15 protein-coding genes are annotated in these 19,651 nt (G+C 73.9%); 11 read left to right on the top strand and 4 right to left on the bottom strand.

All coding sequences use genetic code 11. The features are described 5' to 3' along the window. The first annotated feature begins 163 nt into the window (after positions 1-163). From uvrA to LXM90_RS15415, 7 genes are all read left to right on the top strand, one after another. The gene (uvrA, locus tag LXM90_RS15445; protein WP_234080763.1) at positions 164-3,292 is read left to right on the top strand and encodes an excinuclease ABC subunit UvrA; all 3,129 of its coding nucleotides are present in this window, start codon (positions 164-166) and stop codon (positions 3,290-3,292) included. Between the two features lie 613 nt (positions 3,293-3,905). Beyond that, positions 3,906-4,886: a transporter gene (locus LXM90_RS15440; protein WP_042671328.1), complete on the top strand. Its 981-nt coding sequence runs from the start codon at positions 3,906-3,908 to the stop codon at positions 4,884-4,886. 275 nt (positions 4,887-5,161) lie between these two features. Continuing rightward, entirely contained in the window at positions 5,162-6,136 is a 975-nt protein-coding gene (locus tag LXM90_RS15435) for a S1C family serine protease (RefSeq protein WP_042671325.1), read from the top strand. 166 nt (positions 6,137-6,302) lie between these two features. Continuing rightward, the gene (locus LXM90_RS15430) at positions 6,303-6,572 is read left to right on the top strand and encodes a GCG_CRPN prefix-to-repeats domain-containing protein (protein WP_020095498.1); all 270 of its coding nucleotides are present in this window, start codon (positions 6,303-6,305) and stop codon (positions 6,570-6,572) included. 283 nt (positions 6,573-6,855) lie between these two features. After that, on the top strand, positions 6,856-7,002 hold the full coding sequence (locus LXM90_RS15425; RefSeq protein ID WP_020095497.1) for a DUF1127 domain-containing protein: 147 nt from the start codon (positions 6,856-6,858) through the stop codon (positions 7,000-7,002). Between the two features lie 90 nt (positions 7,003-7,092). After that, the gene (trmFO, locus tag LXM90_RS15420; RefSeq protein WP_042671323.1) at positions 7,093-8,532 is read left to right on the top strand and encodes a methylenetetrahydrofolate--tRNA-(uracil(54)-C(5))-methyltransferase (FADH(2)-oxidizing) TrmFO; all 1,440 of its coding nucleotides are present in this window, start codon (positions 7,093-7,095) and stop codon (positions 8,530-8,532) included. 102 nt (positions 8,533-8,634) lie between these two features. Beyond that, positions 8,635-9,837, top strand: a complete 1,203-nt coding sequence (locus LXM90_RS15415; RefSeq protein WP_091677322.1) for a Zn-dependent hydrolase — start codon at positions 8,635-8,637, stop codon at positions 9,835-9,837. Positions 9,838-9,904: 67 nt separating this feature from the next. Here LXM90_RS15415 and LXM90_RS32035 read toward each other — a convergent pair whose 3' ends face one another. Together LXM90_RS32035 and LXM90_RS15405 are read right to left on the bottom strand one after the other, a co-directional pair. Beyond that, positions 9,905-10,624, bottom strand: a complete 720-nt coding sequence (locus LXM90_RS32035) for a CatB-related O-acetyltransferase (RefSeq protein ID WP_042671319.1) — start codon at positions 10,622-10,624, stop codon at positions 9,905-9,907. Beyond that, on the bottom strand, positions 10,621-14,523 hold the full coding sequence (locus LXM90_RS15405; RefSeq protein WP_234080762.1) for a glycosyltransferase: 3,903 nt from the start codon (positions 14,521-14,523) through the stop codon (positions 10,621-10,623). The genes LXM90_RS32035 and LXM90_RS15405 overlap by 4 nt, the downstream gene beginning before the upstream one ends. Before the next feature lie 351 nt (positions 14,524-14,874). Between LXM90_RS15405 and LXM90_RS15400 the strand changes: the two genes are divergently transcribed. From LXM90_RS15400 to LXM90_RS15385, 4 genes are all read left to right on the top strand, one after another. After that, positions 14,875-15,507: a PadR family transcriptional regulator gene (locus LXM90_RS15400; protein ID WP_103985042.1), complete on the top strand. Its 633-nt coding sequence runs from the start codon at positions 14,875-14,877 to the stop codon at positions 15,505-15,507. Then, on the top strand, positions 15,504-16,472 hold the full coding sequence (locus LXM90_RS15395) for a glycosyltransferase family 2 protein (protein WP_181049157.1): 969 nt from the start codon (positions 15,504-15,506) through the stop codon (positions 16,470-16,472). The genes LXM90_RS15400 and LXM90_RS15395 overlap by 4 nt, the downstream gene beginning before the upstream one ends. Next, positions 16,469-17,425, top strand: a complete 957-nt coding sequence (locus tag LXM90_RS15390) for a glycosyltransferase family 2 protein (protein ID WP_020093355.1) — start codon at positions 16,469-16,471, stop codon at positions 17,423-17,425. The genes LXM90_RS15395 and LXM90_RS15390 overlap by 4 nt, the downstream gene beginning before the upstream one ends. A 76-nt stretch (positions 17,426-17,501) precedes the next feature. Next, complete coding sequence (locus LXM90_RS15385) at positions 17,502-18,440, top strand: DUF2142 domain-containing protein (RefSeq protein ID WP_103985041.1); 939 nt, start codon at positions 17,502-17,504, stop codon at positions 18,438-18,440. Between the two features lie 7 nt (positions 18,441-18,447). On the opposite strand, the gene rutD is transcribed toward LXM90_RS15385, so the two are convergent. Together rutD and rutC are read right to left on the bottom strand one after the other, a co-directional pair. Then, on the bottom strand, positions 18,448-19,227 hold the full coding sequence (gene rutD / locus LXM90_RS15380) for a pyrimidine utilization protein D (protein WP_103985040.1): 780 nt from the start codon (positions 19,225-19,227) through the stop codon (positions 18,448-18,450). Further along, positions 19,227-19,613, bottom strand: a complete 387-nt coding sequence (gene rutC / locus LXM90_RS15375; protein WP_234080761.1) for a pyrimidine utilization protein C — start codon at positions 19,611-19,613, stop codon at positions 19,227-19,229. The genes rutD and rutC overlap by 1 nt, the downstream gene beginning before the upstream one ends. Positions 19,614-19,651: the final 38 nt, after the last annotated feature.

Raw genomic sequence — 19,651 nt, 5'->3', positions numbered from 1 at the left:
TCGTTCTAGCAAGGGCGGCGCATGACGGGCCTGCGTCCCGCCGGCCGCATCTTGCCGCGGGCCCCCTCGGGCTCGACATGAGCCGGAGCGGCGGCTGGCCCGCGCGCGAATCCGTCCGATTTCGTCGATGCCTCGGTCGACGCCTCGAAAGACCGCCGCCCTCATGGCCAAAGCCCAAGCTGGAAGTCGTGCCGCAAGCCGCGTCGGTGCTGCCCAAGCCGCACCGAAAGCTGCCGCCAAAGCGCCTTCCAAGACGGCTCCGAAAGCCCCGGCGACGGCCAAGGCGCCCCAGTCCAAGGCGCCCGAGTCCAAGCCGGTTCGCGCGAAATCCAGCTCCCCCGGCGCGCGGAACGAAGCCGCCATCGACGCCAAGCTGGAGGCCCTGTTCGACGCCGCGCCGGCCCCCGTCGAGGACCGGCGGGTCATCGCGATCCGCGGCGCCCGGGAGCACAATCTCAAGAACGTCGACCTGACCATCCCGCGGGACAAGCTCGTGGTCTTCACCGGGCTCTCGGGCTCGGGCAAGTCGTCGCTCGCCTTCGACACGATCTACGCGGAGGGGCAGCGCCGCTACGTCGAGTCGCTCTCGGCCTATGCCCGCCAGTTCCTGGAGATGATGTCCAAGCCCGACGTCGACCAGATCGACGGGCTGTCGCCGGCGATCTCGATCGAGCAGAAGACCACCTCGAAGAACCCCCGCTCGACCGTGGGGACGGTGACCGAGATCTACGACTACATGCGCCTGCTCTGGGCGCGGGTCGGCATCCCCTACTCGCCGGCCACCGGCCTGCCGATCGAGAGCCAGACCGTCCAGCAGATGGTCGACCGGGTGCTGGAGCTGCCGGAGAAGACCCGGCTCTACCTGCTGGCGCCCGTGGTCCGCGGGCGGAAGGGCGAGTACCGCAAGGAGATCGCCGAATATCAGAAGAAAGGCTTCCAGCGGCTGCGCGTGAACGGCGAATACTACGCCATCGACGATGTGCCCAAGCTCGACAAGAAGTTCAAGCACGACATCGACGTGGTGGTGGACCGGATCGTGGTCCGGGCCGATATCGGCTCGCGGCTGGCCGAGTCCTTCGAGACCGCGCTGGAACTCGCCGACGGCGTCGCCGAGATCGTGTTCGCCGACGCCCCCGAGGGCGAGGCGCCGCGGACCGTCACCTTCTCGTCGCGCTTCGCCTGCCCGGTCTCGGGCTTCACCATCGCGGAGATCGAGCCGCGGCTGTTCTCGTTCAACAACCCGTTCGGCGCCTGCCCGACCTGCAGCGGCATCGGCCACGAGATGCGGATCGATCCCGAGCTGGTGATCTCCGACCCTGGCTTAAGCCTGAAGCGCGGCGCGGTCGGCCCCTGGGCGAAGTCGACCTCGCCCTATTACGGCCAGACGCTCGAGGCGCTCGCCGAGCATTTCGGCTTCAAGACGGGCGTCCCCTGGCAGAGCCTGTCGGAGACGGCCCGCGCCATCGTGCTCTACGGCTCGGGCAAGCAGGCGGTGCGCTTCGCCTACGACGACGGCTTGCGCAAGTACACGGTCAACAAGCCCTTCGAGGGCGTGATCCCGAACCTGGAGCGCCGCTACAAGGAGAGCGACTCGGACGCCGTGCGCGAGGAGATCGGGCGCTTCATGAGCGAGACGCCCTGCGCCGCCTGCGGCGGCAAGCGGCTGAAGCCCGAGGCTCTGGCCGTGAAGGTCGCCATGGCGGACATCGCCGACGTGACCGCCCTCTCGGTCTCCGAGGCGCACCGCTGGTTCTCGGACCTGCCCGGGAAGCTGACCGCGAAGCAGAACGAGATCGCGGTCCGGATCCTGAAAGAGATCCGCGACCGGCTGAGCTTCCTGGTGGATGTCGGCCTGGAATACCTGACGCTCGCCCGCGGCTCCGGCTCGCTCTCGGGCGGCGAGAGCCAGCGCATCCGCCTCGCCTCGCAGATCGGCTCCGGCCTGACCGGCGTGCTCTACGTGCTGGACGAGCCCTCGATCGGCCTGCACCAGCGCGACAACGAGCGGCTGCTCGGCACGCTCAAGCGCCTGCGCGACCTCGGCAACTCGGTGATCGTGGTCGAGCACGACGAGGACGCGATCCTGCAGGCCGATTACGTGGTCGATGTCGGCCCGGGCGCCGGCATCCACGGCGGCGAGATCATCGCGCAGGGCACCCCCGCGGAGGTGCTGGCGAACCCCGCCTCGCTCACCGCCAAGTATCTCACCGGCGCGATGGCGGTGCGCACCCCGACCGCCCGCCGCAAGGGCCGGAAGGGCAAGCTCGGCCTGTTCGGCGCGCGGGGCAACAATCTCAAGGACGTGGACGTCGAGATCCTGCTCGGCACCTTCACGTGCATCACCGGCGTCTCGGGGGGCGGCAAGTCCACCCTGGTGATCGACACCCTCTACAAGGCCGTCGCCAAGAAGCTGAACGGCGCCCTGGAGCACCCGGCCCCCTACGGGCGGCTGGAGGGGCTGGAGCACCTCGACAAGGTCATCGACATCGACCAGTCGCCGATCGGGCGCACGCCGCGCTCGAACCCCGCCACCTATATCGGCGCCTTCACGCCGATCCGCGACTGGTTCGCGGGCCTCCCCGAGGCCAAGGCGCGGGGCTACCAGCCCGGGCGCTTCTCGTTCAACGTCAAGGGCGGGCGCTGCGAGGCCTGCTCGGGCGACGGCGTCATCAAGATCGAGATGCACTTCCTGCCGGACGTCTACGTCACCTGCGACGTCTGCAAGGGCAAGCGCTACGACCGCGAGACCCTGGAGGTGAAGTACCGGGGCAAGTCCATCGCCGACGTGCTCGACTCCACCGTCGAGGAGGCGGCCGAGCTGTTCAAGGCGGTGCCGGCGATCCGCGACAAGCTCGAGACCCTGAAGCGGGTCGGCCTGCACTACGTCCATGTCGGCCAGCAGGCCACCACCCTGTCGGGGGGCGAGGCGCAGCGCGTGAAGCTCTCCAAGGAGCTGTCGAAGCGCGCCACCGGCCGCACCCTCTACATCCTCGACGAGCCGACCACCGGCCTGCACTTCCACGACGTCGCCAAGCTCATGGAGGTGCTCCACGAGCTGGTCGACCAGGGCAACACCGTGGTGGTGATCGAGCACAACCTCGAAGTGATCAAGACCGCCGACTGGGTGATCGACATGGGTCCCGAGGGCGGCGACGGCGGCGGCCGGGTGGTGGCGCAGGGCACGCCGGAAGAGATCGCCCGCGCCAAGGCCAGCCATACCGGCCGGTTCCTGCGCGAGGTGCTGGAGCGGCGGCCCGCCTCACCCGCGAGCCGCGGTCGCGCCGCGGAGTAGCGGGGCGGCGGAGGGGGGCGGACCTTCCGGGGGCGGGCATCGCACGCACCGGCGACCGTGCCGGACGCGCCCCCGCCCGTGCAGTGCGGGCGCGGGTCCGACGCGACGGATCACCCGCTCCCGGGCCGGCGCGGCAGTTTCTGCCGGGTCTCGGCCGGACCCCGCGCCCGCGGACGGTGATTCGAGCGGCCGGATCCGGCTCCGGACCCGCCGCCGACCGGCTCGGAGCCGGATCCCGGCCCGCGCGTCCGGACCGGCGGCCTGCCCGATCACCTTCCCGCCTTTGCCGGATTCTCCCGCGGCCCGGGCCGGCAACAGCTTGACCGTTCAACGATATTTTGCCGAAACCGCGATCCGAGCAGGGTCTGTGGACAGTGTTGCATCGCCGCAAAAATGCGGCTTTTGCGCAACGGTTCGGCCGGTTGTGGCGTTTCGGCGAGCATTCCACTGTCTTTCCGCAGGTCTCTGTAGAATAGTCGCAGACGTTGAGACGGGCAGGCTCCGTGGGGGCGCTCGGCAGGTCCGAAGCCGGCAGCCGCGATAGGCGAGCAGACCGGCAGGGAAGTGCCGAATGCGGGACGGACGCCGTATGACCTTGGGAAGGAATGAGAAAATGATGAAGAACTGGCTCGCGGCCGGCACGGTCGCGCTCACGGTCGGCATGACCTCGACGATCGCGCAGGCGCAGACCACGACGGTTCCGGGCGAGCAGGTCGGCCTCGCCGTCGGCGCGCCGCTGCCGGAGGGTCTCTACGCGATCAACACGTTCACCTATCGCCGCACCGATGGCCGGAACGATCCCGACACGGCCGTCAACATCCCGGTCCTGGTCTGGTCGACCCCGTTCGTGCCGTTCGGCGGCCGCGTCGAGCTGCTCGTGGCGCCCCCGACCGTGTTCGCCTTCACCCGCAACCCGGCGGGCGTGCGAAACAAGGACATCTCGATCAACGTCGGCACCTTCGTCGGCGGCATCTGGGCCTTCGACCTCGGCAACAACTTCGGCGTCAGCTTGCTCGGCGGCGCCTACCTGAACGACCTGAACGGCGATCGCGGCTCGATCATCACCGCGAACGGCACGACGGCCACCCCGGTCCTGCCGCAGCTCTCCTCCAACACCTACCGCTTCGGCGTCGCCGGCAGCTACACGGGTGACGGCTGGAACCTGACTGCCAACCTGACCGCCAACATCTACGACTCGCCCGGCCGCTTCCCCGGCCAGGTCGGCGCCGCCATCGGCCCGATCCGCCTGTCGGACTCGCTGAACTTCGACCTCACGGCGACCAAGAAGTTCGGCAACTTCGAGATCGGTCCGATCGCCTACGGCACCTACAACTTCGACATCAGCCAGGCCAGCGCGGCGGCCGGCAACCGCGGCCGCTTCGCCATCGGCGGCCTCATCGGCTACGACTTCAAGATCTTCACCGTCCAGGCCTACGTCGCCCGCGACGTCGTGACCGGCCTGCAGACCACCAACGCGTTCGGCCGCAGCCGCAGCGATTACTCCACCGACGGCTGGATCCGGTTCATCGTGCCGCTCTACTCGCCGACCCCGGCCGCCGCGCCGGTCCCGGCACCGCTGGTCCGCAAGTACTGAGATCCTTCCGAGACACCGGGCTCCCCGCCGCCGCGCGGCGGGGGCTCCCGGATCTCCGACAGGCCGTCCTCCGGGACGGCGCGCCGCCCGGCTCCGCCGGGCGGTTTTTCTTTGTGCCGGTGCCGCCGCGGGCCGCACCCGGCCGCCCCGGGCGGGCCCGTGCCACGGGTCGCAGCCGGCCGCGGGTGACGCGGGCGGCGCGGACATCCTATGGTGTGCCGATGGCGCGGCTCCGGGGCCGACCGGAGCGCAGGCGGACGAGCCGAAGGATTGTCATGGCGACGCAGGGCGAGTGGAAGATCCCCGCGCAGGCCCAGCCCAGGCCCGCGGATTACGGCTACGACCTCGACCGGGCGCTCTCCGCGGTCCTGGCCCTGTCGGCGCGGATCCCGGACAGCGCGTTCACGGCCGAGACGCTCGGCACCGAGCGCGCCGGCAACGGCGTGGTGATCCGCGAGGACGGGCTGGTGCTCACCATCGGCTACCTCGTCACCGAGGCCGAGAGCGTCTGGCTCACCACCCGGGACGGCCGCTCGGTGCCCGGCCACGTCCTCGGCTTCGACGCCGCCACGGGCTTCGGCCTGGTCCAGGCGCTCGGCGATCTCGGCGTGCCGGCCCTCCCGCTCGGCCACTCGGCCGGGCTGAAGACCGGCGACCGGGCCGTGCTGGCCGGGGCGGGCGGGCGCCAGCGCTGCGTTGCCGTCGAGGTCGTGGCCCGGCAGGAATTCGCCGGCTACTGGGAGTACGTCCTCGACGAGGCCCTGTTCACCGCCCCCGCGCACCCGCACTGGGGCGGGACCGCGCTGATCGGCCCCCAGGGCGACCTGCTGGGCATCGGCTCGCTGCAGCTGCAGCAGGGCGGCGGCGGCGCGGCGCGGCCGATCAACATGGTCGTGCCCATCGATCTGCTGACGCCGATCCTCGAGGACCTCGCCACGCGCGGGCGGGCCGACCGGCCGCCCCGCCCCTGGCTCGGCCTCTACGCCACCGAGAGCGAGGAGGGCATCGTCGTGATGGGCCTCGCCGATAACGGCCCGGCCGAGACCGGCGGCCTCCAGGCCGGCGACGTGATCGAGGCGGTGGCCGGCGAGCCGGTGGCCGACCTCGCCGCCCTGTTCCGGAGCGTCTGGGCCCTGGGTGAGGCCGGGGTGCGGGTCCCCCTCACGATCCGCCGGGAGGGGCGCGGCGTGAAGCTCGCCCTCATCTCCGGGGATCGGGAGCGGTTCCTGCGCACGCCCTCGCTGCACTGAGGCCGCGACCCGGAGCGTGCAACCTTCGCGCTCCGAGCGGCGTTGCCGCGGCGCCGTCGCGGGCCTGTACCGGACACAACCTACGGCTCAGCGACGGTTCAGGTGGCGGGACCGAATCTCGAACGACCGGCTCCCGATCCGCCGGAAACGTTGAGGAGATCCAGTCATGACGATTCTGAGCGCACCGCGCGCGAAGGCACTCGTGATGGCCGCCGCGATCGCCGGCGGCCTCGGGCTCGCGGGGTCTGCCGAGGCGGCCGGGGGCTGCGGCCCCGGCTTCCATCCCAATCCGTGGGGCATCTGCCGGCCGAACTGGGGCCCCCGGCCCTACGGCTACTGGCGGCGCCCGGTCTATTACGGCGGGTACGGCGGTTACTACCGGCCGCGGCCCTTCTACCGGCCCTACGGCTTCTACGGGCCGCGCCCGTTCTACTGAGCCCCCGTCCGAGTTCGTCAGACGGCATGCAGGGCGTCCCGCCGACCGGCGGGGCGCCCTTCGCGCGTGCGGAAGGCCCTTCTTCGCTCTGCATGCGCACAAAGAATGACCATCCAGAAACCTTGCCGGTTTCTTAAGCCGGTTATGCGATTTTCGCAGGTCTGGTGCTTGACCTTACGACTCCTGCTGCGCTGCGGCGCGATTATATGTGCGTTGCACCAACAAGAGGCAGCGATGCGCAATGGGGCGCCATCGTCTGCCCGAGCAGAGGTCACAGCACACCATGTCCGCCGCCCGTAGCGTCCTGAGCCGCGTCCGCGCCTATCTCCGGTACCGCGACACCGTCACCCAGCTGTCCCGCCTGTCGGACCGCGATCTTGCCGATCTCGGCATCAACCGCAGCGAGATCCGCGGCGTCGCCCGCGTCTGATCCCCGCGTCCGCGCCACAGCGCCCGAGACGAATGCCTCGAAGGACCGCCGCCCGTTGATCCGGACGGCGGTCCTTCGCTATTCTCGGACATGACACAGACCATCCACATCGTCGGCGGCGGCCTCGCCGGATCCGAGGCCGCCTGGCAGGTGGCCGAAGCCGGGCACCGCGCCGTGATCCACGAGATGCGCCCGGTGCGCGGCACCGAGGCGCACCGCACCGACGGGCTGGCCGAGCTCGTCTGCTCCAACTCGTTCCGGTCGGACGACCCCGAGGGCAACGCCGTCGGGCTGCTGCACCAGGAGATGCGCTCCTTGAGCTCGCTGATCATGCGGGCGGCCGACGCCAACCAGGTGCCGGCGGGCGGGGCGCTGGCGGTCGACCGCGAGGGCTTCTCCGCCGCGGTGACCCGGGCCCTGGAGCAGCACCCGAACGTCACCCTCGTCCGCGGGGAGGTCGAGGGCCTGCCGCCGGAGGAATGGGGCCCCTGCATCGTCGCCACCGGCCCGCTCACCGCGCCGGCGCTGGCCGAGGGCATCCGCGGGCTCACCGGCGCCGAGTCGCTGGCCTTCTTCGACGCGATCGCGCCGATCGTCCACCGCGACTCGATCGACATGGACGTGGCGTGGTTCCAGTCCCGCTACGACAAGCCGGGACCCGGCGGCACGGGCGCGGACTACCTCAACTGCCCGATGACCCGGGAGCAGTACGACGCCTTCGTGGCCGCCCTCGTGGCGGGCGAGAAGATCGGGTTCAAGCAGTGGGAGGGCACGCCCTATTTCGACGGCTGCCTGCCCGTCGAGGTCATGGCCGAGCGCGGCCCCGAGACGCTGCGCCACGGGCCGATGAAGCCCGTGGGGCTCACCAATCCCCGCGACCCGCTGGTCAAGCCCTGCGCGATCGTGCAGCTGCGCCAGGACAACGCGCTGGGCACCCTGTACAACATGGTCGGCTTCCAGACGAAGCTGACCTACGCCGAGCAGGTGCGGGTCTTCCGCATGATCCCCGGCCTGGAGCGGGCCGAGTTCGCCCGCCTCGGCGGCCTGCACCGCAACACCTACCTCGACAGCCCGCGCCTCCTCGACGCCACCCTCCGGCTGCGGGCCCGTCCGACCTTGCGCTTCGCCGGGCAGATCACCGGCTGCGAGGGCTACGTCGAGAGCGCCGCGGTCGGGCTGATGGCCGGCCGCTTCGCCGTCGCGGAGGCGGCCGGCGCCCCCCTCGCCCCCCTGCCCCAGAGCACGGCCCTCGGCGCGCTCATCGCCCACATCACCGGCGGCCACCTGATGGCGGACGGGGAGGCCAACGCCCCGCGCTCGTTCCAGCCGATGAACGTGAATTTCGGCCTGTTCCCGCCGCTCGAGCGGGCCCCCCGCAACGAGACCGGCCGGCGCCTGCGCGGGCCCGAGAAGGCGGCGCTGAAGAAGCGCGCGCTCACCGACCGGGCCCGGGCCGATCTCGCCGCCTGGCTGGAGGGCGCGGGGGGTGGCGCGCAGGGCGCGGCCTCGAGACCTGCGGCGGCGGAATAGCGGGCCGCACGGGGCTTGCACCGCCGGAGGCCTCTCCACGTGGCCGCCTCACTCGGCCTCAACACTTGGCCTCAACACTCGGCCTCATCGCCTGGGCTCACCATGACCGCGATCGACACCCGGGCCTTCCTGGCCGACCTGTACGAACTGCGCGAGATCGGCCGGTTCCGCACCGGCGTCCACCGGCCGACCTTCTCGGCCGACGACATGGAATCCCGGCGCTGGCTGATGGCCCGGCTCGAGGCCTGCGGCCTGGAGGCCTCCATCGACGGGATCGGCAACGTGCTCGGGCGCCACCGCGGGCCGGGCCCGCACCTGCTGGTCGGCAGCCACATCGAGACGCAGAACGAGGCCGGCTGGCTCGACGGGGCGCTGGGCGTCGTGGCCGGGGTCGCTCTGGCCCGCGCCGGGCTGCCCGTCGACGTCGTCGCCTTCGCGGACGAGGAGGGGCACTTCTCGGGGGGCTTCCTGGGCAGCCGCTCGGCGATCGGCGACCTGACCGAGGCCGAGATCGACGAGGCCCGCAACCGCACCGACGGCACGCCGCTCCGCGCGGCGCTCGCGAGCGCCGGCCTCGCCGGCCTGCCCCGGACGCGGCTCGACCCGGACCGCTACCGCGGCTTCCTCGAGATGCACATCGAGCAGGGCACGCAGCTCGAATCCGCCGGCCTGCATCTCGGCGTGGTGAGCGGCATCGTGGCGATCTGGCAGTTCCGGATCGACTTCGCCGGCAACCAGGACCACGCGGGCGGCACCACCATGGCGGAGCGCCGGGACGCGGGTCTCTCGGCGGTGCGGCTGCTCGCGGCGATCGACCGGGAATTCCCGAAGGTCTGCGGGCCGCGCAGCACCTGGACCACGGGACGGATCACCCTGGATCCCGGCGGCTTCAGCATCATCCCGGGGCGGGCCGAGGTGTATTTCCAGTTCCGCGACGTGGCGATGCCCGTGCTGGAGCGGATGGAGGCCTGCCTGGAGGCGCTGGTGCGGGACTCGAACCGGCGCGAGCGCTGCCCGGCCACGCTGACGGCCCTGGCCAAGGCGATCCCCGCCCCCTGCGACCCGGCCCTGATGCGCGCCCTCTCGGAGGCGGCCGAGAGCGTCTGCCCCGGCGGGTGGCAGGTGATGCCGTCGGGGGCCGGGCACGACGCCCAGAACGTCGCCCGGATCCTGCCGGCCGCGATGCTGTTCGTGCCCTCGATCGGCGGCATCAGCCACCACTGGGCGGAGGATACCAGCGACGCCGACCTCGCCCTCGGCGTGCGGGCTCTCGGCGACGCGGCGGCGCGGGTGCTGGCGGGCTGAGCGTGCCGCCCCGGACGCCCCGGCGCGGGGCGCGTCCCGGCGGGCGCCCGGCCTCAGGTGCCTGGGCTCAGGCGCCCGGCACCAGCGACCGGATCGGGATCAGCTCCGGCCGGTATTCCTGCATGCCCCCGGCGATCCGCTCCTCGACGGCGTCGATGAACGTCTCCGGGTCGGTGATCGAGCACTGGCGCAGGTCCCAGAAGGCGTAGCGCCACCATTGCACCTTCAGGTAGCGCTCGATCAGCGCGTCCGGGAAGCGCATCTTCACGATCCGGGCGGGGCTGCCGGCCACGATCGCGTAGGGCGGCACGTCCTTGGTCACCACCGCCATGGCGCCGATCACCGCCCCGTCGCCGATCGTGATGTCGGGCATCAGGAAGGCGCCGTGGCCGATATAGACGTCGTTGCCGATGCGCACGCGCTTGGGCCAGAGATACGGGCCGGAGATCTCGTAATCCTCCGCCCGCGGGTCGATGCGGTCGAACACGGCCGAGTGGTGCGTGTAGAACAGCGGCGAGGTCGAGCCGCACTGGACCGGGTGGCTGCCGCGCCCGACCTGGACGCTCTCGCCGATCGAGCAGTAGCGGGCGATGTCGGCCCCGAAATAGTAGCCGCTGACCGCGTACGAGAACGCCCCCATGGTGAGGCAGTAATCGACGCCCATCCACTTGATGCTGCACGGCGGCTCGAAGACGCAATCCTCCGGCAGGCCGAACGGGGCCGGGTGCAGCACCGAGATGCCGCGGCGCAGCATCTCCTGCTTCATGTCCTCGTTGACGGAGATCATGCGGCGTCCTCGTCGCTGGGGTGCCCGGTCCCGGCCGGCGCCGGGTCCAAGCCGTAATAGTCGCCCATCAGGTCGCCGTAGGTGGCGGCCCGGATCGGCACGGTGAGCCGGCCCGCGGCCGAGACGTCGATGGCGAGCAGGCGGTCGTTGAAGGCGGCCGGATCGGTGGCCAGCGCGCCGGGGAGCAGGTGCCCGTTCGGGTAGGCGCGCAGCCGCTCGGCCGGCGCGCCGAGGTCGAAGGCCGCCACCGGCAGGCCGGTGCGCAGCGCCAGGGTCAGCGCGTACGAGTAGGTCTCGGGCCAGATCGCCGGCAGCAGCACGAGGTCGGCCGAGAGCCGCCAGACCAGGTCCAGGGCCTCGTGGTCCCCGGAATAGCGCCCGGTCTGGGCGACCCCGACGCGCTCCAGGCCGATCGCCAGGGCCGGGTCCGAGTAGCCCACGATCGCGAAGTGCAGCGGCAGGTCGCGGTCCCGCGCGTCGGTGGCGAGCGCCTGCAGGAACAGGCCGCCCTTCGTGGCGCTGATCGCGCCGAGCACGGCGACGCGGCGGATTCGGCCAGGCCGCTGGAGGGCGGTCGAGCGCACCGACCGCTCCGGCTCGACGTGCGGCCGCACCGTGACCGCGAGGTCCGGGTACACCGTCCGGATCCGGCTCGCCGTGTCGGAGGACGGCGCGAACACCCGCGCGGCGCCCGCCAGGAACGCCCCGAACGCCGCCCGCCGCTCGCCCGGATCCGGCTCCTCGAACCCGTCCGCGTCCACCGCCAGGCACGACCGGCACTCCGCCACCGGCGCCAGGCCGCAGTAGCGCCCGTCCGGCTGCACCAGGTGGTTGCGGTGGCACACCGGCGAGTAGTCGTGCAGCGTCCACGCGTAGGGCCGCCCCGCGCCCGCCACCACCGCCATCAGCGCCCGCGCCGCCGCCCAGCGCAAGCCCGCCAGCGAGTGCACGTGGATCAGGACCGGCGCCAGCTGCCCGACGAACTCCGCGAGCTCGGCCGCGTCGCGCGGCAGGTACAGGCTGTCGAGGTTGGGCAGGTACAGGAACTCGGGGCCGCGATACGAGACGTGGACCTCGAGGTTGCGGGTCCGGTCGATCTGCAGCAGCACCACGCTCAGGCCCTCGGCCCGGGCCTGCGCGACCATGTCGTCGATGTGCCGCTGGATGCCCCCGCCCCAGCTGTGCGTCACGTACAGCAGCGCCCGGCCGGCGAAGTGCCGGGCCAGCCGCGCCCGGTCGAGCCGCGCCCGCCCGCGCCGGCCGGGATCGGCCTGGACGAACTGCCCGACCCGGGCCGGATAGTCGGGGTGCTTGGCGAGCAGCGCTGCCTGGCCCTGGTCGTACTCGCCGCCCGCGTCGAGCCCGAACGAGATCTGGCCGGCGTGGTGGACGAACACGTCCTCGGCGAGCAGGTTGACGAAGCCGGCCTTGATGGCGCGCAGGCACCAGTCGTTCTCCTCGCCGTAGCCCTTGCCGAAGGCCTCGGCGTCGAGGTCGCCGACGGCGTCGAGGGCGGCGGCGGTCATGTACATGCAGAAGCCGACGCCGGTGGGCACGGGCACGGCGCGGCCGCGATTGACCTGCGCGGCCACGCGGTCGAGGTCGGGCCGGGCGATCTCCAGCGGCATGGTGTTGTTGGCGTTGAAGCGCGGGTAGGAGCAGATCGTGGCGTTGTTGGACAGGGGCGTGACGCTGCCCACGGGCGGGCGCGGCTCGGCGGAGGGGCCTGTCTCAGGCTCAGCGTGGGCGACGAGGCGGTCGAGCCAGTCGCCGAAGACTTCAGCGTCGGAGTTGAGCAGGACGACGGCGCGGCCCTGGCGCAGGCCGAGGGCGCGGTTGACCGAGCGGACGAAGCCGAGGTTGCGCTCGTTCTCGACGAGGTGGAACAGGCCGCGGCCGGCGAGGGCGGCGAGGTCCGCGGTGAGCTGCGGGTCGGGGGAGCGGTCGTTGACGGCGAGCAGGGTGAAGGGGGTGGCCTGGGGCGCCGACAGGCAGGCGTGGAGGGCGCGCAGGGTCTCGCCGCGGCCCTTGTAGACGGGGACGATGACGACGACGCGGGCCTGCGCGATGGGCAGGGCCCGGGGCAGGCGGTCCCATTCGTCGGCCGCCGGAGCCTCCATGGGCGGGTAGGTGCCGAGATCCTCGGGGCAGCCCATCAGCCCGGCGGCCCGGCCGGTGCGCACGTAGTGCAGGAACGGCGACTCCCCGGGACCCAGCAGGTGCCCGTAGGTCTCCCGGTAGAACGCGATCGAGAAGGCCTTGCTCGGGTCCCGGCCCTCGTGCTGCCCGTAGGCGACGAAGTGGGCGAGCGGGGCGTCGGCGGCGTCGGGGTTGCGCTTGGCGTAGAAGGCGGCGTCGAAGAACGGTGCGACCGTCCGGGCCTCGTCGGCCAGCGCCGCCTCCCGCGAATCCGGCGTGCCGTAGCGGGGGTGGAAGGCACCGGCCGCGATGTCGGTGCCGTGCATCAGCGCCGTGGCGAGGCGGTGGACGAGGGGCGCGAGGCCCGTCTCGCGCATCCCGGGATGCGCGTCGGCGTAGGCCTGCCCGTCGAAGTCGGGCCTGGGGTTGCGGCCCGCGCGCCAGCCGGTGTCGCAGTAGTCGCGCACCGCGTCCTCCGCCTCCGACAGCCCGTAGCGCGCCCGGTAGAAGCCGTGGTCGAAATGCCCCGCCACCAGCCGCGCCTGCAGGTCCAGGAACGCGTCCCGCTCGAGGGTCTCCTGCCCGATCGCCCCGAGCCAGCCCGTGTCCTCGACCGGCGCCCGCGCCGGCCGCAGCCCGCAGACCCGCAGCAGCGCCGCCAGCGTCGAGCGCCCCGGGCCGGGATCGCGCAGCTCCCGCCAGCCCGCCTCGGCGAAGTGCAGGAACGGCTCGCGCCCGCCCACGTCCGGGTAGGTCGCCCGGTACCAGTCCGCGTCCACCGCCGGCAGGTTCAGCCGGTGCGGCCCCGCGAACGGCTCGGCCCCCGTCAGCCGGGTCTCGGCCACGTAGCGGAAGAACGGGTCGTCCGCGACCGCCCGGCTGCCGGCCCGCGCCTGCACGTAGCCGGCCGGGTCGAAGTCCGGCCGCGGGCCGATCCGCGCCCGCCAGCCCTCCGCCACGTAGTGGCGCAGCAGCGCCGCGTCCGAGGCATCGGCCAGCGCCTCGGCCTGCGGTCCGGGCAGGCGCTGCCGGTAATGGGCGGCGTCGAAGTAGGGGGCGAGCGTCTCGACCCGCAGGGCGAGCGCGGCCTCCGGGTCGGGCCGGGCGGGGCCGCCGTGGAGGACGTAGTGGACCAGCGGGTTCCGGGTGGCGAAGGTGATCCCGCGGCTGAGGCAGTAGGCCAGGGTGTCGAAGTGCGGCGCCGGCTCGCGGCCCTCGCGCCAGCCGGAGGCCATGTAGTGGTCGACCGGGTCGACGCCGGCGGCGGCGAGGTCGGGGTTGCCGGCGAGGTAGAAGGCGCCGTCGACGAGGCGGCGGGCGAGGCGGTGGGCCTCGGCCGTGTCGGGCTTCGGCAGGGCGGCCGCCTCCCCCTCCCCGCCGGCCCCGCCACGCCCGGCGCGGCGGCGCGCCAGGGCGTGCAGAAGCGGGTTGATGCCGGCGCGGGCGAGGTGGGGATGGGCGGCGAGGTAGGCGGCGGAGTCGAAGTCGGGGCGCGGGTCGCGGCCCGCGCGCCAGCCGTGGACGAGGTAGTCGCGCACCGGGTCGGCCGCGATCCCGTACCAACTCGCGTAGAACGCCGTGTCAAAGTGCGGGGCCAGGGCGGCGATCAGGCGCGCCTCGAGATCCGCGCCGGTCGCCGCGCCCGCCCAGCGTCGGTGCAGCGCCGCCGGCGTGGCCAGCGGGTCGCGCAGCCGGCCGAGGCGGCGTCGCATCCGCGTCAGGGCCGAGATCCGGCCGGTCCCGTCGGAGTCGCGGCGCATCTCAGGACTCTGCGGAGGGGCGTTCGCCGCGGGCCGTCACGGGGCGCGGGATCCATCGGCCGCCCGCCGGGCGGGCGCCGTCGAGGCGCGGGGCTCTGATCGGGTCATGGGCGGCAGCTGGCGGGCAGCGTCGGAGGCGCGAGGCGGCGCGGGAGCGATCGTCCTGTCGGACACAAGTCGCACTAGCGGAACCGGCCGAATCCGTAAACCGCGGGGCGCCGCCGGCGTCCGCGCCGCGGGCCATGCCGCGGGCCATGCCGCGGGTCATGCCGCGGACCGGCGGAGGGGCCTTGCTGCCGACCGTATTTCGATATATCTGAAAATTCGTCATATCGAAATCGAGTCGTCTCCATGCATCCCTATGTCTCGGACGGCCTGCACGCCGATCCCTTCGACGCCTTCCGCGTCCGCGCCCATCGCGGGCCGATGGGCGCCGACCCCCGCGGACGGCACGGGCCCCACGGCCACCCGGGTCGCGGTCCCGGCGACCGCCGGATGTTCGGCCGCGGCGGCCGCGGCGACCTCGCGCGCTTCTTCGCCCACGGCGACCTGCGCCTCGTCATCCTCCACCTGATCGCCGAGAAGCCGCGCCACGGCTACGAGATCATCAAGGCGATCGAGGAGCGGGTCGGCGGCGCCTACAGCCCGAGCCCCGGGACCGTCTACCCGACGCTGACCCTCCTGGAGGAACTCGGCCACGTCACGGTGACCCCCGGGGAGGGCACCAAGCGGCTGCACGCGATAACGCCCGAGGGGCAGGCCTTCCTGGACGGCAACCGCTCGACCCTCGAGGCGATCCTCGCCCGGATGGCGGAGGCCGAGGCCGCCCGGGGCGACGGTCCCCCGCCCTCGGTCGTGCGCGCCAAGGAGGGGCTGAAGCTCGCCCTGCAGATGCGGCTCGCCCGCGGCCCGCTCAGCGCCGAGCAGGCCGCCGCCATCACGGCGGCCCTGGAGGCGGCGACCGCCGCGGTGGAGCGGGCGTGACGGGCCGTCCCGCGCCCGTCACCGGACCCATCACCGGACCCGTCACCGGGACGCGGCCGGTGCCCGACCCGCGGCTCGGCAGCCTCGTCCTCGGGATCACCCTGTTCCGGCCGCGGCCGGACCAAGTGGCGCGCGTCCGGGCCCTGGCCTCGGCCGGCGACGCCGCGGTGATCGCCTTCGACAATGGCGGCCTCCCGGCCGGGACGGCCGACCAGCTCGCCCGGGCCGGCGTGACCCTGCTGTCGGCGGGCACGAATCTCGGCATCGCCGAGGCGCTCAACCGGATCGCGGCGGCCGCCCGTGCCGCGGGGGGCGGGACCCTCCTCCTCCTCGACCAGGACGCGGAGCCGCCCGCGGATCTCGCCGTCGCGCTGCTGGCGGCGCGGGACCGGCTGCGGGAGGCCGGGATCCCGGCGGCGGTGGTGGGCCCGGCGCCCGCGCCGGCACCGGGCCACAAGGCGCCGGCCTACCCGCCCCGTCCCGGCGCGCCGGCACGCGACGGCCTCGCTCCCGTGCAGTTCCTGGCGACCTCGGGCTCGCTCGTCGACCTCGACGCCTTCGCGCGGGTCGGGCCGTTCCGCGGCGACTTCTTCATCGACGGGGTCGAGCTCGAATGGTGCTTCCGTGCCTGGAGCCTCGGCTACGGCTGCTACCGAGCCGACGCCGTCGCGATCCCGCACCGCGTGGGCGGCGGGACGATCCGGGCCTTCGGGATCACGATGCCGCGCCAGCCCCTGTTCCGCATGGCGACCTACCTGCGCAACGCGATCTACGCGTGGCGGCTGCCGCACGTGCCGCCGCGCTGGAAACTCGCCCAGGCCGCCTACCTGCCGCTCCAGGCCGGGCTGTACTGGGCGGATTCGGGCTTCCGGCCCGCCGTGCTGCTCAGGCTCCTCGCGGCCGCGCGCGACGGCGCCCTCGGGCGCCTCGGGCCGCCCCGGGACCTGCCCCGGGACATGCCGTGACCGACCGCCCTGCCCTCGACGTCGTGATCGTCAACTGGAACGGCGGCGGCCTGCTGCGCGCCTGCCTCGCGAGCCTCGCGGCCGCGCGGGACGCCGCGGCCGTGCAGGTCACCGTGGTGGACAACGCCTCGACGGACGGCTCCACCGAGACCCTGCCCGCCCTGCCCCGCCCGCTCCGGCTGATCCAGAACACCGCGAATCTCGGCTTCGGCCGGGCCTGCGACCAGGGCGCCGCCGCCGGCGACGCCCCCGCGATCCTGTTCCTGAACCCTGACACGCAGGTCGCGCCCGACGCGCTCGGCGTGGCCCTGGCCGCCCTGGCGGCCGACCCGCGGACCGGGATCGTGGGCGCGCGGCTCGTCGACCCGGACGGGCGGACCGCGCGCTCCTGCGCCCGGGCGCCCTCGGCGCTGGGCCTCCTCGGCCGCGCCCTGGCGCTGGACCGCCTCGGCCTCGTGCGGCCGCACTTCCTGCTGGAGTGGGACCACGCGGAGGACCGCGCCGTCGACCAGGTGATGGGCGCCTTCCTGATGATCCGCCGCGACCTGTTCCGGAGCCTCGGCGGGTTCGACCCGCGCTTCTTCGTCTACTGGGAAGATGCCGACCTCTGCGAACGGGCCCGGGCGGCGGGCTTCGCGGTGCGGCACGTGGCCGGGGCGGTCGCCCGCCATGTCGGCCAGGGCACGACCCGGCAGGTGCGGGCGCGGCGGCTGTTCTACTTCCTGCGCAGCCAGATCCTCTACGCCGGCAAGCACCACGGCGCCGCGACGGCCCTCGGCCTGGCGGCGGCGAGCTTCGGCGCGCAGGTGCCCCTGCGTCTCGCCCTGGCCCTCGCCCGCCGCTCCCCCCGGGAGGCCGCGGAGGTCCTGCGGGCGGCGGGCCTCCTGGCCGCGGCGCTGCCGGGGCTCGTGCCGGACCTCCTGCGGGCCGCGCGCGCGCGGCCCGCCGCTTGAGCGGGCCGGCGATGCCGCGCCCTGTCCGCGCGCCCGCCGCGCAGGGGCCGGCCGCCCGCGCGACCCGGACGGGGCCGTGAGCCTGCCGATCACCGGGGGCGGCCGGTTCTGGGCCCTTGCCTTCCTGGGCCTCGGCTTCCCGGCCTGCCTCGCGCTGGCCTGGATCGGCCTGCCCGGCGAGACCCCGTCCGCCCTCGCCGTCTGCGGCCGGCTCGCCGGCATCGCGGCGTTCCTGGGCCTGGGGCTCGCCGCCCTGGCCCTGGCGACCCGGGGCCGGGCCGCGCTGTTCGCGCTGCTGTGCTTCCCGGCCTCGCTCGCGGCCGCCTCCGGACCGGACGGGCCCGTCCTGGCGCTGGCGGCGCTCGCGGCCGCGCTGCTCAGCCCCCGGCCGATGACGGGCCGGCACGGATCGGCGCGCCGCGCCGGCGCGGCGCTGGCGATCGCCCTGGTGGTGCTGGCGCGGCCGGCCTGCGCGCCCCTCGTGGGGATGCTGCTGGTGCCGTTCCCGCCCCCGGGGCGACGCGTCCGCGCCTGGCGGGAGCGGCTGCCGCTCGCCGCGCTCGCCCTGCTGCCGGCGCTCCTGCCGGCCTTCCTGCCGGCCCTGCTGCCGGCCGCGAGCCCCGGGCTTCCGCCCCCCGGCGCGGCGGGGGGCGGATTGGTGTCCCTGCCCGTCCCGCTGCCCGGGTTCCTCACCGGGGTCTGGGCCGCCGCGCTGCTGGTGCCGCCCGTCGCGCTGCGGCGCGGCCCCCTGCCCCCGCGCGCGGAGCGGCTGTGGCTCTCGGGCTGCGCGCTGCTCGGCCTCTGGCTGGCGGTGCTGCCGCAGGCCCTCGCCCCGGCGGGCGGCCTCGGGGGGATGCAGGCCCGGGACCTGCTGCCGCTGGCGCCGATGCTGATCCTGGCCTTCGCCCGGGGGCGGATCGGCACCGCGGCGGCCCTGCGCTGGCCGGCCCTGCTCCCGGTGCTGGCCGCCGCCCTCGACGCGGTGGTGCTGCCGATGATCGCGCTGCGGGCGTAGCGGGCGCTCAGTCCCGGTCCAGGAACTCCAGGAGCGCCCGGTTGAAGGCCTCGGGCCGGGTGACGCTGTGGGCGTGGCCGCCCTCCGGGGCGAGGGCGAGCCGGGCCTTGGGCAGCGCCGCCGCCAGCCGCTCGGACCGGGTGTAGGGCACCAGCACGTCGTCCCGGGCGGCCATGACCAGGGTCTCGTGCCCGATCGCCCCGAGATGGTCCGCGATGATGAAGCGCTCCAGGGCGGCGATGCGGGTCAGCACGGTCTCGGCGCCGGGGAAATGCGCCAGGGCCTGCGCCGCGTCGGCTTCGACCCGCTCGGCCTCCGCGGAGAGCCAGGGGGCCGGGTACAGGAAGATCGCCTGGGCCCGCACGTAGGCCTCCGGCCCGCCCCCGGCCAGGATCGCCCGGCGGGCCGCGAAGCAGCGGCGCGTGGCCGGGTCCATCGCGTCCCAGCCGTTGATCACGACGAGGCGCCCGACCCGCCCGGGGGCGTCCAGCGCCATCTGGAGGGCGATCAGGCCGCCGAGCGCGTGGCCGACCACGTCGGCCCGGTCGATCCCGGCCGCGTCCAGCACCCCGAGCGCGTCCCGCGCCATGGCGGGGACGTCGTGGTCCGGCGCGAGCCGGCCGGGCGAGCGCCCGGTGCCGCGGTGGTCGTAGGTGACGACCCGGAACCGCGCGGTCAGGGCCGCCATCTGCGGCGCGAAGTAGCCCGCCGCGCCGCCGAGGCCCGGCGAGAGCAGCACCGGCCGCCCGCCCGCCGGGCCGGCCACCGCGTGGGGGAGCGGGCTCATCAGCGGCCGATATGGGCGATCGCGGCGATCTCCACGCGGGCCTCGGGCTTCACGAGGCCGCACTGGATGCAGTAGCGCGCGGGCTTCTCGCCCGAGAAATACTCGGCGTAGACGGCGTTGATCGCCGCGTAGTCGGCCCAGTCCGCCAGGAAGACGTGGTTGAAGGTGACGTCGTCCATGGTGCCGCCCGCGGCCTCGACCACGCCCCGGACGGTCTCCAGCACGTGGCGGGTCTGGGCCGCCGCGTCGCCGGCATGGACCACGTTGGCCTCCGCATCGAGCGGCAGCGTGCCCGAGACGTACAGGATCCCGTCGGCCAGGGTGCCCGGCACGTAGGGGGCCAGCGGCTTGCCGGTCCCCGGCGGTATCACGACCTGCTTGGGCATTCCCCTGCGCCTCCCGCGCGCGACCTGTCGGCCGGGCC

The organism is Methylobacterium oryzae, assembly GCF_021398735.1.
Classification (GTDB): domain Bacteria; phylum Pseudomonadota; class Alphaproteobacteria; order Rhizobiales; family Beijerinckiaceae; genus Methylobacterium.
The sequence above is the reverse complement of the archived record's forward strand: the minus strand, read 5'-3'. Positions and strand labels throughout refer to the sequence as shown.